Genomic DNA, 13,633 nt, shown 5'->3' on the forward strand with positions numbered 1-13,633 from the left:
TCGGCCTCGTCGTCAACGGCTTCGTCAAGGACGTGCTGCAGCAGCTGCCGATGGAGTTCGCGGTGGAAGCGCAGAAGCTGATCTCGATCTCGCTCGAAGGGAGCGTCGGATGACTGTCTTTGGACCTACCAGGCAAGGAGAAGTGTGATGACGGCGCTCCTCGATATCCGCGGGCTCAAGGCCGAGATCGACGGCCGCCAGATTCTCAACGGGCTCGACCTCGCCGTGAACAAGGGCGAGGTCCACGCCATCATGGGTCCGAACGGCGCCGGCAAGTCGACGCTGTCCTATGTGCTGTCCGGCAAGCCGGGCTACGAGATCACCGGCGGCGAGGTGTTCTTCAACGGCGAGGACCTCCTTGCCATGGATCCGGACGAGCGGGCGGCAAAAGGGTTGTTCCTGGCCTTCCAATACCCGCTCGAAATTCCCGGTGTGGCAACGCTGACATTCCTGCGGACGGCGCTCAATGCCCAGCGCAAGAAGCGTGGTGAAGAGGAATTGTCCTCACCCGACGTGCTGAAACGGGTGCGCGAGCTCGCCAAACAGCTCAGCATCGACCCTGAGATGCTGAAGCGGCCGCTCAATGTCGGCTTCTCCGGGGGCGAGAAGAAGCGCAACGAGACGCTTCAGATGGCGCTGCTGGAGCCCAGACTGTGCGTGCTGGACGAGACCGACTCCGGGCTCGACATCGACGCGCTACGCATCGTCGCCGACGGTGTCAATCGCCTGCGTGCGGCTGATCGCGGCATGATCGTGATCACGCACTATCAGCGGCTGCTCGACTACATCGTGCCTGACGTCGTGCATGTGCTGGCTGCGGGCCGCATCGTCAAGACCGGTGGCAAGGATCTCGCGCTCGAACTGGAGGCGACGGGCTACGCGCAGTATCAGAGCGAGGCGGCGTGATCCCATGAACGCGGAGATTCGTTCCGTAAAGACCGCCGCCGAGATCGGATTCGCCGATTTGTTCGCGGCCGTGCGCGAGAGTCTGCCCGGCGGGCAAAAGGTCGGAGCGGTCCGGCGCGATGCCTTCGACCGCTTCGCGGCGCAAGGCCTGCCGCATTCCCGCACCGAGGCCTGGAGGTATACTGACCTGCGGCGCCTGCTGCGTGATGCCAAGCCACTGGCTCCGCGCTCCGATGCGGCAGCCAGGAGTGTCGCTCGCGAGGCCGGTGCGGTTTTCGCGGGCCTCGGCCTCCGGCGGCTGCTGATCGTCGACGGCGCCTTCGCGCCCGAACTCTCCGATCTCGCCGGGCTCGAACCCGGCGTCGTCGTTCGCGCGACGGTCGAGGCTCTGGGAGCGGACGAAATGGTGCTGCCGCTCGACATGGCCGGAGGCGATCCGGTCGCTGCGCTCAACACCGCACTCGCCGCCGACGGTGTCGTGATCACCGTTGCCCCGGGTGTCGTCGTGGAGCGGCCGATCCATCTCGTCTTCGTGACCACGGGCGTCGCACCCGCCGCGACGTTCACGCGGTCGCGGCTGGAGCTCGGCAGCGGTGCGGTCCTCACGCTCGTCGAGACCCACGAGGGCCCGGATCAGTCAGATTACCAGGTTAATGTGGCCTTGCAGGTGGATGTCGCAGACAGGGCCCGTCTGGACCATGTCAAGATCACCGGCGAAGGCTCAGCTGCGCTGCACATCTCAACGCTCGAGGCCTCGATCGGGACGGGCGCGAGCTACCGCGATTTCGGCTTCACCATCGGTGGTGCCGTGGTGCGCAATCAGCTCTTTGTGAAGCTCGCGGGCGAGGGCGCGGTCGCCAATGTGCATCAGGGGAGCCTCCTGGCCGGCCGCCAGCACGCAGACACCACGCTCGTCGTCGACCATGTCGCCGCTGGTTCGCAGAGCCGGGAGGTCTTCAAGGCAGTCGTGGACGATGAGGCTCGGGCCGTGTTCCAGGGCAGGATCACGGTGCAGCCCGGCGCGCAGCAGACCGATGCCAGGATGATGGCCAGGGCGCTGCTCCTGTCCGACGAGGCCGTCGCCAATTGCAAGCCGGAGCTCGAGATCTTCGCCGACGACGTGCAGTGCGGACACGGGACCACCACCGGCGCGCTGGACGATCAGTTGAAGTTCTATCTGATGGCGCGCGGCATTCCGGAAAGAGAAGCCGAGACGCTGCTGATACAGGCCTTCGTCGGCGAGGTGATCGACGCCGTCGCGCGCGACGATCTGCGTGAGGCATTGACGCAGGCGATGCTCGATTGGCTCAGCGAGCGGGATTAGGTCCATGCATCCGGCGGTCGCCAACGGAAGTTACGACGTCAATCGCGTCCGGCAGGACTTTCCAATCCTGTCGATGCTGGTGCATGGCAAGAAGCTGGTCTATCTGGACAATGCGGCCTCGGCCCAGAAGCCAAGTGCCGTGCTTGACCGGCTGACGCAGGCCTACGCCAGCGAATACGCCAATGTGCACCGTGGCCTGCATTACCTCGCCAATGCTGCCACCGAAGCCTATGAAGGCGCGCGCGATAGGATTGCCCGCTTTCTCAATGCAGAGCGGCGCGAAGAGATCATCTTCACCCGCGGGGCCACGGAGGCGATCAACCTGGTGGCCCAGACGTTCGGTCGAGAAAGGATCGGCGAAGGCGACGAGATCGTACTCTCGATCATGGAGCACCACGCCAACATCGTGCCGTGGCACTTTCTCAGGGAACGACAGGGTGCCGTGATCAGATGGGCGCCGGTCGACGACGAGGGCAATTTCCTCATCGACGAGTTCGAGAAGCTCTTGAACGCGAAGACCAAGCTGGTCGCGATCACCCAGATGTCGAACGTGCTGGGCAGTGTCGTTCCGGTCAAGGAGGTCGTGCGGCTGGCGCATGCCCGCGGGATTCCCGTCCTGGTCGACGGTTCGCAAGCCGCGGTCCACATGGATATCGATGTGCGAGACATCGGTTGCGACTTCTACGTCATCACTGGGCACAAGCTGTACGGGCCGACCGGTATCGGTGCGCTCTACGGCAAGTACGAGCATCTGGCGGCCATGCCGCCCTTCAATGGCGGCGGCGAGATGATCCGCGAAGTATCGTGCGATGCCGTCACCTATGGCGACCCGCCGCATCGCTTCGAGGCCGGTACGCCGCCGATCGTGCAGGCCATCGGCCTCGGCGCCGCCATCGACTATGTCGAATCGATCGGCAAGGAGCGGATCCGCAGGCACGAGAGGAGCCTGCTGGCCTATGCCGAGGAACGACTGCGTGGGATCAACTCGTTGCGGATCATCGGGACCGCCGCCGACAAGGGGGCGATCGTGTCGTTCGAAATGAAGAGCGCCCACGCCCACGACCTTGCGACCGTGATCGATCGCTCCGGTGTCGCGGTTCGCGCCGGAACCCATTGCGCGATGCCGCTGCTCGATCGCTTCGGCGTGACCGCCACCTGCCGTGCGTCGTTCGCGCTCTACAACACATTGGAGGAAGTCGACGCACTGGCCGAGGCCCTGACCAGGGCCCAGGAGCTGCTCTCATGAGCGAGCAGATCGCCGCCAGGCCATCTCCCGTCAGGCCGCGGCCAGTTGCCCGCATCGTCTGCGATGCCCATCGTCGCCGAACGGTGCGGAACATGGAGCGGCGTTTCACGGGCGAGTATTCAGTCGGCGAACCGATCCGCGCCGCGGCACTGATCAGGAACGACGGCATGTATCCACACAAGGATGTCGGCGAGCCGCTCGTGCACCCCGGCGATGCCGGCGTTGTGCGCGAGAGCTGGCGCTTTCTCGGCGAGGTCTACTACACGGTCGAGTTCACGGCCCGCTCGGTGTTCGTCATCATGGCGGACCACGAGATGATGCGGATGGGAACCGCGTTCGACGTCGCCTGACGTTCCCCAGCCTTCATGCGCCCTCCGCCAGTGCGGCCGCCGCATCTGCGCGCGTCCGCGCCACCATCGACCGGAATCCGTTCGAGCGCTGCGGTGTCAGGTGCTCGCCCAGCCCGAGCCGCTCGAACAAGGCGAGGGGATCCTCGCCCGAGATTTCCGAGGCCGGTCGTCCCGATAAAAGCGCGATCAGGATCGCGACCAGGCCGCGGACGATATGCGCATCGCTGTCGCCAGCAAAGGTGAGGAATGGCCTCCCGTCCCGATGCTCGAAGGCGGTCGCAAGCCAGACCTGGCTGACGCAGCCCTGCACCTTGTTGGCGTCCGTCCGCTGCTCCTCCGGAAAGGGCGTCAGCTTGCGGCCCAGCTCGATGACGTAGCGATAGCGGTCGTCCCACTCTTCGAGGAGCGAGAAGTTCTCGATGATATCGTCGATCGGAGTTGGCCGAGATTTCGTTTCAAGCTGCATGATCGCCTCGATGCATTGGTGAGATGCGTCAAGCAAGCTCCGTACCGCGGCGCGGATCGATGCCTTCCTGCAGAAGAATGCATAGTCGATGCCGTCTGGCGACGACACGCATTGTTTTGTTTCGAACAGCCCTTCGCGCACGCACATGTCGACATGATGCGATGTCGGGTTTGCAACAATCGGGAGCGTCGAACCTATCTGCCTCCAATCACTCCGGTTTTTGCCTTCGGCCAACGCTGGCACACTCGTTGCAAAAGTCCTCGTGCAAGGCGACCTCGCGGAGGAGATCGCGAGAGCGGCGCGCCGGTTCAGGCGTCCGATCGTTCACACAGGGATAAACCGAGGGATATTCGTATGAGCCTAGCAACCACCCAGAGCGTCGCCGAGATCAAGGCCCGCAACAAGCAACTGATCGACGAGGTCTTGAAGGTCTATCCGGAGAAGACCGCCAAGCGTCGCGCCAAGCACCTCAACGTGCACGAGGCCGGCAAGTCCGATTGCGGCGTCAAATCGAACCTGAAGTCCATCCCCGGCGTGATGACCATTCGCGGCTGCGCCTATGCCGGCTCCAAGGGCGTTGTGTGGGGTCCGATCAAGGACATGATCCACATCAGCCACGGCCCGGTCGGCTGCGGGCAGTATTCGTGGGCGGCTCGGCGCAATTACTACATCGGCACGACCGGCATCGACACTTTCGTCACCATGCAGTTTACCTCCGACTTCCAGGAGAAGGACATCGTGTTCGGTGGCGACAAGAAGCTCGCCAAGATCATCGACGAGATCCAGGAGCTGTTCCCGCTCAACCACGGCATCACCATCCAGTCGGAATGCCCGATCGGCCTGATCGGTGACGACATCGAGGCCGTCTCGAAGGTGAAGTCCAAGGAGTATGACGGCAAGACCATCGTCCCCGTGCGCTGCGAAGGTTTCCGCGGCGTCTCGCAATCGCTCGGTCACCACATCGCCAACGACGCGGTGCGGGACTGGATCTTCGACAAGGTCTCCCCGGAGGCGAAGCCGGCCTTCGAAGCCACGCCCTATGATGTTGCGATCATCGGCGACTACAACATCGGCGGCGACGCCTGGTCCTCGCGCATCCTGCTCGAGGAGATGGGCCTGCGCGTGATCGCGCAATGGTCCGGCGACGGCAGCCTCGCCGAGCTGGAGGCGACGCCCAAGGCGAAGCTCAACGTCCTGCACTGCTACCGCTCGATGAACTACATCTCCCGCCACATGGAGGAGAAGTTCGGTATCCCCTGGTGCGAGTACAACTTCTTCGGCCCCTCCAAGATCGCGGAGTCGCTTCGCAAGATCGCGAGCTTCTTCGACGACAAGATCAAGGAGGGTGCCGAGCGCGTCATCGCGAAGTACCAGCCGCTGATGGACGCGGTGATTGCCAAGTATCGCCCGCGCCTCGAGGGCAAGACGGTGATGCTGTTCGTCGGCGGACTGCGTCCCCGCCACGTGATCGGGGCCTATGAGGACCTCGGCATGGAGGTGGTCGGCACCGGCTACGAGTTCGGTCACAATGACGACTACCAGCGCACGGCCCAGCACTACGTCAAGGACGGCACGCTGATCTATGACGACGTCACCGGCTACGAGTTCGAGCGCTTCGTCGAGAAAGTCCAGCCGGACCTCGTCGGCTCGGGCATCAAGGAAAAGTACGTCTTCCAGAAGATGGGTGTGCCGTTCCGGCAGATGCACTCCTGGGACTATTCGGGCCCGTACCACGGCTATGACGGGTTCGCGATCTTCGCGCGCGACATGGACATGGCGATCAACTCGCCGATCTGGAAGAAGACCAAGGCGCCCTGGAAGGATGCGCCGCGGCCGAGCCTGATGGCGGCGGAATAACGAGAGACGACGTCCGGCTCTCCCCAATTCCGGGGAGAGCCGGGACAGGCGATCGAACACGAATCCAACGAGGTGCCACATGACACAGAATGCAGAACACGTGCTCGATCACTTCGAGCTGTTCCGGGGTCCGGAATACCAGCAGATGCTGGCCAACAAGAAGGCGCTGTTCGAGAATCCGCATGATCCCGCGGAAGTCGAACGCATCCGCGAATGGGCGAAGACGCCCGAATATCGCGAGAAGAACTTTGCCCGCGAAGCGTTGACCGTCAACCCTGCCAAGGCCTGCCAGCCTTTGGGCGCGGTGTTCGTCGCGGTCGGCTTCGAGGGGACGCTGCCCTTCGTGCATGGCTCGCAGGGCTGCGTCGCCTATTACCGCAGCCATCTTTCGCGGCACTTCAAGGAGCCGAGCTCCTGCGTGTCCTCGTCCATGACGGAAGATGCGGCGGTGTTCGGCGGCTTGAACAACATGATCGACGGGCTTGCCAACACCTACAGCATGTACAAGCCGAAGATGATCGCGGTCTCCACCACCTGCATGGCGGAAGTCATCGGCGACGACCTCAACGCCTTCATCAAGACGGCCAAGGAGAAGGGCTCGGTGCCGGCGGAATACGACGTTCCCTTCGCCCATACGCCGGCCTTCGTCGGCAGCCATGTGACCGGTTACGACAACGCGCTCAAGGGCATCCTGGAACATTTCTGGGACGGCAAGGCAGGCACTGCGCCGAAGCTCGAGCGCAAGGAGGACGGCAAGATCAACTTCATCGGCGGATTCGACGGTTACACCGTCGGCAACATCCGTGAGATGAGGCGCATCTTCGAGCTGATGGGGATCGAGTACACGATCCTCGCCGACAACAGCGACGTTTTCGACACTCCGACCGACGGCGAGTTCCGCATGTATGACGGCGGGACCACGCTGGAGGACGCGGCGAACGCCATCCACGCCAAGGCAACCATTTCCATGCAGCAATATTGCACGGAGAAGACGCTGCCGTTCATCGCAGGCCACGGCCAGGAGGTCGTCGCCTTCAATCATCCGGTTGGGGTCAGCGCCACTGACGACTTCCTGATGACGCTGTCGCGCATCACGGGCAAGCCGATTGCAAAGGCGCTTGAACAGGAGCGCGGTCGCCTGGTCGACGCCATGGCGGACTCGAGCGCACACATTCACGGAAAGAAGTTCGCGATCTATGGCGATCCGGACCTCTGCTACGGGCTGGCGGCGTTCCTGCTCGAACTCGGCGCCGAGCCCACCCATGTGCTCTCGACCAACGGCAACAAGGCCTGGGCGGAAAAGATGGAGGCGCTGTTCGCCAGCTCGCCGTTCGGCAAGAACTGTCATGCCTATCCGGGCAAGGACCTCTGGCACATGCGATCGCTGCTGTTCACCGAGCCGGTCGATTTCCTGATCGGAAATACCTACGGCAAGTATCTGGAGCGCGACACCGGCACGCCGCTGATCCGCATCGGCTTCCCGGTGTTCGATCGTCACCACCACCACCGCTATCCGGTGTGGGGGTATCAGGGCGGCATGAACGTTCTGGTGAAGATCCTCGACAAGATCTTCGACGAGATCGACAAAAACACCAACGTGCCTGCCAAGACCGACTACAGCTTCGACATTATCCGCTGACGTCGCAGCAAATGCTGCCGCCGCCCCGGACATGCGGCGGCAGACCACCAGTCTAGCCAGAGTGATCGAGACTGCGGGGCACGAGGCTCGCGCAGCGGGTCAGGGAATAGGAGAGACGCATGAGCTCGCTGTCGGCCACCATCCAGGACGTCTTCAACGAGCCGGGTTGCGGCAAGAACGCCAACAAGACGGAGGCCGAGCGAAAGAAGGGCTGCACCAAGCAGTTGCAGCCGGGAGGTGCCGCCGGCGGCTGCGCGTTCGACGGCGCCAAGATTGCGCTGCAGCCGTTCACCGATGTGGCTCATCTCGTCCACGGCCCGATCGCCTGCGAGGGCAATTCCTGGGACAATCGCGGCAGCGCCTCGTCCGGCTCCGATCTCTGGCGGCGCAGCTTTACCACCGACATGAACGAGACCGACATCGTGTTCGGCGGCGAGAAGCGGCTCTACAAGGCGATCAAGGAGGTCATCGAGAAATACGACCCGCCTGCAATCTTCGTCTACCAGACCTGCGTGCCGGCCATGATTGGCGACGACATCAACGCGGTTTGCAAGGCTGCGGCCACGAAGTTCGGCAAGCCGGTCATCCCGGTCAATTCGCCCGGCTTCGTCGGCCCGAAGAACCTCGGCAACAAGCTGGCCGGCGAGGCGCTGCTCGAGCACGTGATCGGCACCGCGGAACCCGACTACACCACGCCCTACGACATCAACATCATCGGCGAGTACAATCTGTCCGGCGAGTTCTGGCAGGTCAAGCCGCTGCTGGACGAACTCGGCATTCGGATCCTCTCCTGCATCTCCGGTGACGGGAAATATCGCGAACTGGCTTACTCGCATCGGGCCAAGGCCGCGATGATGGTGTGCTCCAAGGCGATGATCAACGTCGCCCGCAAGATGGAAGAACGCTACGGCATCCCCTACTTCGAGGGCTCCTTCTACGGCATCCAGGATTCCAGCGATTCGCTGCGCGAGATCGCCCGCCTGCTGATCGAGCGCGGCGCGCCGGCGGAGCTGATGGACCGCACCGAAGCGGTGATTGCGCGCGAGGAGGCCAAAGCCTGGACCGCGATCGAGCGCTTCAAGCCACGCTTCAAGGACAAGAAGGTGCTGCTGATCACCGGCGGCGTGAAGTCGTGGTCCGTGGTCGCCGCGCTCCAGGAGGCGGGTCTCGAAATCGTCGGAACCTCCGTGAAGAAGTCCACCAAGGAGGACAAGGAGCGGATCAAGGAGCTGATGGGGCAGGATGCCCACATGATCGACGACATGACGCCGCGTGAAATGTACAAGATGCTGAAGGACGCGCGCGCCGACATCATGCTCTCCGGCGGCAAGTCGCAGTTCGTCGCGCTGAAGGCGGCGATGCCTTGGCTCGACATCAACCAGGAGCGCTGCCACGCCTATATGGGCTACATCGGCATGGTCAAGCTGATGGAGGAGATCGAGAAGGCGCTCTACAACCCGATGTGGGCGCAGCTCCGCAGGCCGGCGCCGTGGGATGACGTTGGCGTGAACTGGCAGGCCAAGGCGATCGCGCAAATGGATGCGCAGGCCGCCGAGGTCGCCGCCGATCCGGCGCTTGCGGAGGCGGCCCGCCGCGCCAAGAAGATTTGCCACTGCAAGACCGTCGACCTCGGCAGCATCGAGGATGCCATCGCTGCGCACGGCCTTTCCTCCGTCGACGGCGTCAAGGAGCACACTAACGCCTCGGGCGGCTGCGGCGCCTGCAAGGGACGGATCGAGGACATCCTCGCGGCTCAGCCGACGCCCATCCTCCAGGCGGCAGAGTAGGGCCCAGCCAATGGCCATCGTCACGACCTCGAAGAAAGCTTGCTCGGTCAATCCGCTCAAGATGAGCCAGCCGATCGGCGGCTCGTTCGCCTTCATGGGTCTGCGCGGCGCCATGCCGCTGCTGCACGGCTCGCAGGGCTGCACCTCGTTCGGACTGACTCTGTTCGTGCGGCATTTCAAGGAAGCCGTGCCGATGCAGACCACCGCAATGAGCGAGGTCGCGACCGTGCTCGGCGGCTATGAGAACGTCGAGCAGGCGATCCTCAACATCTACAATCGCACCAAGCCGGAGATCATCGGCATCAGTTCGACCGGCGTCACCGAGACCAAGGGCGACGACGTCGAGGGTTTCATCCGCCTGATCCGGCAAAGGCACCCGCAGCTCGAAAAATTCCCGCTGGTCTACGTTTCGACGCCCGACTTCAAGGACGCTTTCCAGGACGGCTGGGAGAAGACCGTGGCGCGCATGGTCGAGGTGCTCGTTGACCCCGTAGAGGCCGGGGCTGCGCACGATCCGGCGCGCGTGAACGTCCTGCCGGGCTGCCACCTCACGCCCGCAGATCTCGACGAGTTGCGTACGATCATCGAGGATTTCGGCCTCAAGCCGTCCTTCCTGCCGGACCTTGCCGGCTCGCTCGATGGACACATCCCGGACGAGTTCACGCCGACCACGATCGGCGGGATCGGGGTCGACGAGATCGCGACCATGGGGCAGGCGGCCTGGACGATCGCGATCGGCGCGCAGATGAAGCGCGCGGCGGAAGCCATGCAGCAGAAGACGGGCGTGCCGTTCCGCCTGTTCGAGCGGCTCTGCGGCCTGATCCCCAACGACGAGTTCATCGCATTTCTCAGCGAGATCAGCGGCCGGCCGGTGCCGGCGAAGTACCGCCGTCAACGCGGCCAGCTGGCGGACGCGATGCTGGATACGCATTTCCACATCGGCGGCCGCAAGCTCGCCATCGGCGCCGAGCCGGACCTGCTGTTCGACCTCTCCAGCATGCTGCACGAGATCGGTGCCGAGGTCGCGGTCGCCGTGACCACGACGGTCTCGCCGGTGCTGGAGCGCGTCAGGACGCAGGAAGTCCTGATCGGCGATCTCGAAGACCTGGAGGAGCTTGCCAAGGCGCGCGACTGCGATCTCCTCATTACCCATTCCCACGGCCGCCAGGCGGCCTCGCGCCTCAGGATCCCGTTCTACCGCGCGGGTTTTCCGATGTTCGACCGTCTCGGCGCCGGACACCAGCTGTCGGTCGGCTACCGCGGCACACGCGATCTGATCTTCGATCTCGCCAATCTCGTCATCGCCGATCGCGAGGCCAACCATCAGCCGACGCCCGATACCTGGCGGACCACGGACAGCGGCGTCCAGGTCGTCCCGCCGCAACTGCACTGACGCAACAAGAGGGACCAGATCGATGAAAGTCGCCTTCGCCACCCAGGACCTCAAGCGCGTCGATGCGCATTTCGGCTGGGCCAAGAACATTGCCATCTACGACGTCAGCCCCGAGGGACACCGCTTCGTCGAGGCCATCCAGTTCGACGGCGACCTCAAGGAGGACGGTAACGAGGACAAGCTGGCGCCGAAGATCGAGGCGATCAAGGATTGTACGATCCTCTACGTCGCGGCGATCGGCGGCTCGGGCGCGGCGCGGGTCGTCGCCAACAACATCCATCCAATGAAGGTGACGCAGCCCGAAGCGATCGACGATCTCTGCGTCAAGCTCGAGGATGTTCTGAAGGGCGTGCCGCCGCCCTGGCTGCGCAAGGTGCTGGCCAGGGATCAGGAACGCAACTTTGACTTCGAAGACTGAGGACAATCATCATGGCCGATGCGGCTGAACTCGTTCAACCCGACGCCGCGGCCGAGGCGCCGTTCGTCAAGGAACTCATCAAGATCTGGCGGGCCCAGGACACCCATGGCGCCTGGGAGGGCAAGAAGGATCTCGACCTGCTCGAGCCCTACATCCTCGACAAGGAGAAGCGTCGTGCGCTGCCGATCGTCGGCGATCCCGACCCGGACACGATCTGGCGCATGGAGCTGTTCTTCAACGCTGTCGCGCTATCGATAGAGAGGGCGACGGGAGTGATGATCTCTCCGATGCTGAAGATGCATCACGAGGGTTTTGGCCGCATGGTTCTGATCGGGGGGCGGCTGATCGTCGTCAACAAGCAGCTGCGCGACGTGCATCGCTTCGGCTTCGACAATCTGGCCAAGCTCGCCGCCGAAGGCGACAAATACGTCGCCGGTGCCGTCGAGATGATCCGCAAATTTCCAGACGTGGCAAACTACTGAGGTTGAATATGAGCGATCTTGAAACCCTGAAGGCCGAGATCAAGAAGCTGTCGGCCAAGGCCACGCAGGCCAAGATGGATCTCCATGATCTCTCCGAGGAGCTTCCGATCAACTGGATCTCTATCCTGAGCGTGGCCCAGAAGGCCCACGACGCCTTCTCCGAGCTCGAGCGCAAGCGCGAGGACCTCAAGGCGCTGGAAAAGGCCTGAGGCGGGATTCCGATCATGTCCTACGCAACCCGCGACGGCCGCGACTGGAAACCGGACTATCTGGTGTCGATCGATGCCCAGAAGTGCATCGGCTGTGGCCGCTGTTACAAGGTCTGCGGCCGTGAGGTCATGACGCTGAAAGGCATCAACGAGGACGGCGAGATGATCGACCTCGATGACGACGATGACGAGGTCGAGAAGAAGGTGATGGTGATGAACGACGACGGCGCCTGCATCGGCTGCGGCGCCTGCGCGCGAGTCTGTCCGACGAACTGCCAGACCCATGCTCCCGCGGCCGTCTGAGGCGTGTGGGATCGGAGATGAGCAAGACCCGGTTCGCCAGGTACAACATCGGCCAGGTGATCCGCCACCGGCTCTATACGATGCGCGGCGTCATCTTCGACGTCGAGACATCGTTCGCCGGCACGGATGGCGAACCGGAGCCCGACGGGGCGGCGACGGGTCTGGTCTACCGGCTGTTCGCCGAGGACGATGAAATCCCCTACGTGGCCTGTATCGCGGAACGCGACCTAGAGCCCGATGATTCCGGCGAGCCGGTCAGCCATCCAGGGATCGGGGCCATGTTCGAGGTCGGCGAAGCCGGCGGCTATCGCCGGCGCCGGCACGTATTGAACTGACACGCGAGCGACGCTGCGATCCGCCCTACTCGATCCCCTGTTCGCGCGACTTCATCATCGCAGCGATGCGGAAACGTTCGTGGATGGCGACGGGATTGGCAAGCATGTCGGCTTCCGCCTGCCTGAACGCGGCGAGCACGATCTCGGCCTCCTCGCGCGTCAGGGGCACGCGGCCAGCCATGTGGGTCGCCTCCGGCGCGGCGGCACGGATCGCGCGGCGATAGGGGTGATCCTTCACCTCGATCAGCTCGTTCGCTTCGAGCTTGCCGCCGAGCGTGATCGCGAGTCCGACGACCTCGAGCTTGCGGCCGTCCTGCGTGGTCTTGACCAGGATCGCCATCACGGCACCAGCGGCATGGCAAAGCCGGGGCTGGGATGGGCGTCGTAATAGTCCGGGCGTTCCGGCCAGCCGCCTTCGGCGATGAACTTGAACGCTGTGATCTTCACGGGCGCACCTTGCGAGCAGGAGACCTCGACGAACTTGATCTCGCGCGGGCCGGGGCCGGCGGAAAAGTCCGCCACGACGGTCCCGTCGGCCTTGCAGGCTCGCGCAAAGCCCGGTGTGCCGACACTGCTTGCCGGCACCGGATTGGCTGCGAGGTTTACGCCTGCATCGCCGCTGAAAGCCGGGGTCGCAAACTTGAACGTGGCGAGGACGGCGCTGCGATCCACCGGCCGATCAGCGGTGATCGGGCGCGCGACCGAATAGACGGTCAGCGTGCCGCCATCGAGCAACGCCTTGATCTCGTCTTCCGAGCAGGCGGCGAATTCAGACGCGACGTTCATGTCATTCTCCATGCCAGGGGGGCCTGGCTGAACAGCATCAATTTCCATGCCACCTCGCATTCCCTTCCCGGGAGCTACGACGTCGCCAAAACCGGGAGAATCGGCGTGGAACTGGCCCCACATGCTCAGCCG

The 13,633-nt window shown here is 63.7% G+C and carries 16 protein-coding genes; 13 read left to right on the forward strand and 3 right to left on the reverse strand.

All coding sequences use genetic code 11. The features are described 5' to 3' along the window. Window positions 1–147: 147 nt before the first annotated feature. The 4 genes from sufC to AX729_RS25205 are packed head-to-tail and all read left to right on the forward strand — an operon-like array spanning window position 148 to window position 3,826. Window positions 148–906: a Fe-S cluster assembly ATPase SufC gene (gene sufC, locus AX729_RS25190; protein WP_061026908.1), complete on the forward strand. Its 759-nt coding sequence runs from the start codon at window positions 148–150 to the stop codon at window positions 904–906. Window positions 907–910: 4 nt separating this feature from the next. Continuing rightward, window positions 911–2,230 carry a Fe-S cluster assembly protein SufD gene (gene sufD, locus AX729_RS25195; RefSeq protein ID WP_061026909.1) on the forward strand — a complete coding sequence of 440 codons (1,320 nt, stop codon included), beginning with the start codon at window positions 911–913 and terminating at the stop codon, window positions 2,228–2,230. 4 nt (window positions 2,231–2,234) lie between these two features. Next, window positions 2,235–3,476 carry a cysteine desulfurase gene (locus AX729_RS25200; RefSeq protein WP_061026910.1) on the forward strand — a complete coding sequence of 414 codons (1,242 nt, stop codon included), beginning with the start codon at window positions 2,235–2,237 and terminating at the stop codon, window positions 3,474–3,476. After that, entirely contained in the window at window positions 3,473–3,826 is a 354-nt protein-coding gene (locus tag AX729_RS25205) for a nitrogen fixation protein NifZ (RefSeq protein WP_082770531.1), read from the forward strand. Before AX729_RS25200 ends, AX729_RS25205 begins: the two co-directional genes overlap by 4 nt. A 13-nt stretch (window positions 3,827–3,839) precedes the next feature. On the opposite strand, the gene AX729_RS25210 is transcribed toward AX729_RS25205, so the two are convergent. Then, window positions 3,840–4,292: a SufE family protein gene (locus AX729_RS25210; RefSeq protein WP_061026960.1), complete on the reverse strand. Its 453-nt coding sequence runs from the start codon at window positions 4,290–4,292 to the stop codon at window positions 3,840–3,842. A 354-nt stretch (window positions 4,293–4,646) separates the two neighbouring features. Between AX729_RS25210 and nifD the strand changes: the two genes are divergently transcribed. The 9 genes from nifD to hspQ all read left to right on the forward strand — a co-directional run bounded on the left by nifD (window position 4,647) and on the right by hspQ (window position 12,715). Continuing rightward, window positions 4,647–6,149: a nitrogenase molybdenum-iron protein alpha chain gene (nifD, locus tag AX729_RS25215; protein ID WP_061026912.1), complete on the forward strand. Its 1,503-nt coding sequence runs from the start codon at window positions 4,647–4,649 to the stop codon at window positions 6,147–6,149. Between the two features lie 79 nt (window positions 6,150–6,228). Next, window positions 6,229–7,788, forward strand: a complete 1,560-nt coding sequence (nifK, locus tag AX729_RS25220; protein WP_061026913.1) for a nitrogenase molybdenum-iron protein subunit beta — start codon at window positions 6,229–6,231, stop codon at window positions 7,786–7,788. Between the two features lie 119 nt (window positions 7,789–7,907). Next, window positions 7,908–9,575, forward strand: coding sequence for a nitrogenase iron-molybdenum cofactor biosynthesis protein NifE (nifE, locus tag AX729_RS25225; protein ID WP_061026914.1), 1,668 nt, complete (start codon window positions 7,908–7,910; stop codon window positions 9,573–9,575). A 10-nt stretch (window positions 9,576–9,585) separates the two neighbouring features. After that, the gene (gene nifN, locus AX729_RS25230) at window positions 9,586–10,968 is read left to right on the forward strand and encodes a nitrogenase iron-molybdenum cofactor biosynthesis protein NifN (protein ID WP_061026915.1); all 1,383 of its coding nucleotides are present in this window, start codon (window positions 9,586–9,588) and stop codon (window positions 10,966–10,968) included. 22 nt (window positions 10,969–10,990) lie between these two features. Further along, window positions 10,991–11,386, forward strand: a complete 396-nt coding sequence (gene nifX, locus AX729_RS25235) for a nitrogen fixation protein NifX (RefSeq protein WP_061026916.1) — start codon at window positions 10,991–10,993, stop codon at window positions 11,384–11,386. An 11-nt stretch (window positions 11,387–11,397) separates the two neighbouring features. Next, window positions 11,398–11,868 carry a NifX-associated nitrogen fixation protein gene (locus AX729_RS25240; protein WP_061026917.1) on the forward strand — a complete coding sequence of 157 codons (471 nt, stop codon included), beginning with the start codon at window positions 11,398–11,400 and terminating at the stop codon, window positions 11,866–11,868. An 8-nt stretch (window positions 11,869–11,876) separates the two neighbouring features. Next, window positions 11,877–12,077: a CCE_0567 family metalloprotein gene (locus tag AX729_RS25245; RefSeq protein ID WP_061026918.1), complete on the forward strand. Its 201-nt coding sequence runs from the start codon at window positions 11,877–11,879 to the stop codon at window positions 12,075–12,077. A gap of 15 nt (window positions 12,078–12,092) precedes the next feature. Continuing rightward, on the forward strand, window positions 12,093–12,380 hold the full coding sequence (gene fdxB, locus AX729_RS25250) for a ferredoxin III, nif-specific (RefSeq protein WP_061026919.1): 288 nt from the start codon (window positions 12,093–12,095) through the stop codon (window positions 12,378–12,380). A gap of 17 nt (window positions 12,381–12,397) precedes the next feature. Next, the gene (gene hspQ, locus AX729_RS25255; protein WP_061026920.1) at window positions 12,398–12,715 is read left to right on the forward strand and encodes a heat shock protein HspQ; all 318 of its coding nucleotides are present in this window, start codon (window positions 12,398–12,400) and stop codon (window positions 12,713–12,715) included. Window positions 12,716–12,740: 25 nt separating this feature from the next. Here the strand turns inward: hspQ and AX729_RS25260 are convergent, their stop codons facing one another. Next, on the reverse strand, window positions 12,741–13,055 hold the full coding sequence (locus tag AX729_RS25260) for a hypothetical protein (RefSeq protein WP_061026921.1): 315 nt from the start codon (window positions 13,053–13,055) through the stop codon (window positions 12,741–12,743). Further along, on the reverse strand, window positions 13,055–13,501 hold the full coding sequence (locus tag AX729_RS25265; protein WP_061026961.1) for a hypothetical protein: 447 nt from the start codon (window positions 13,499–13,501) through the stop codon (window positions 13,055–13,057). The genes AX729_RS25260 and AX729_RS25265 overlap by 1 nt, the downstream gene beginning before the upstream one ends. Window positions 13,502–13,633 lie beyond the last annotated feature (132 nt).

The sequence above is a fragment of the Bradyrhizobium sp. CCH5-F6 genome (genome assembly GCF_001556045.1).
Taxonomy (GTDB): Bacteria; Pseudomonadota; Alphaproteobacteria; order Rhizobiales; family Xanthobacteraceae; genus Bradyrhizobium.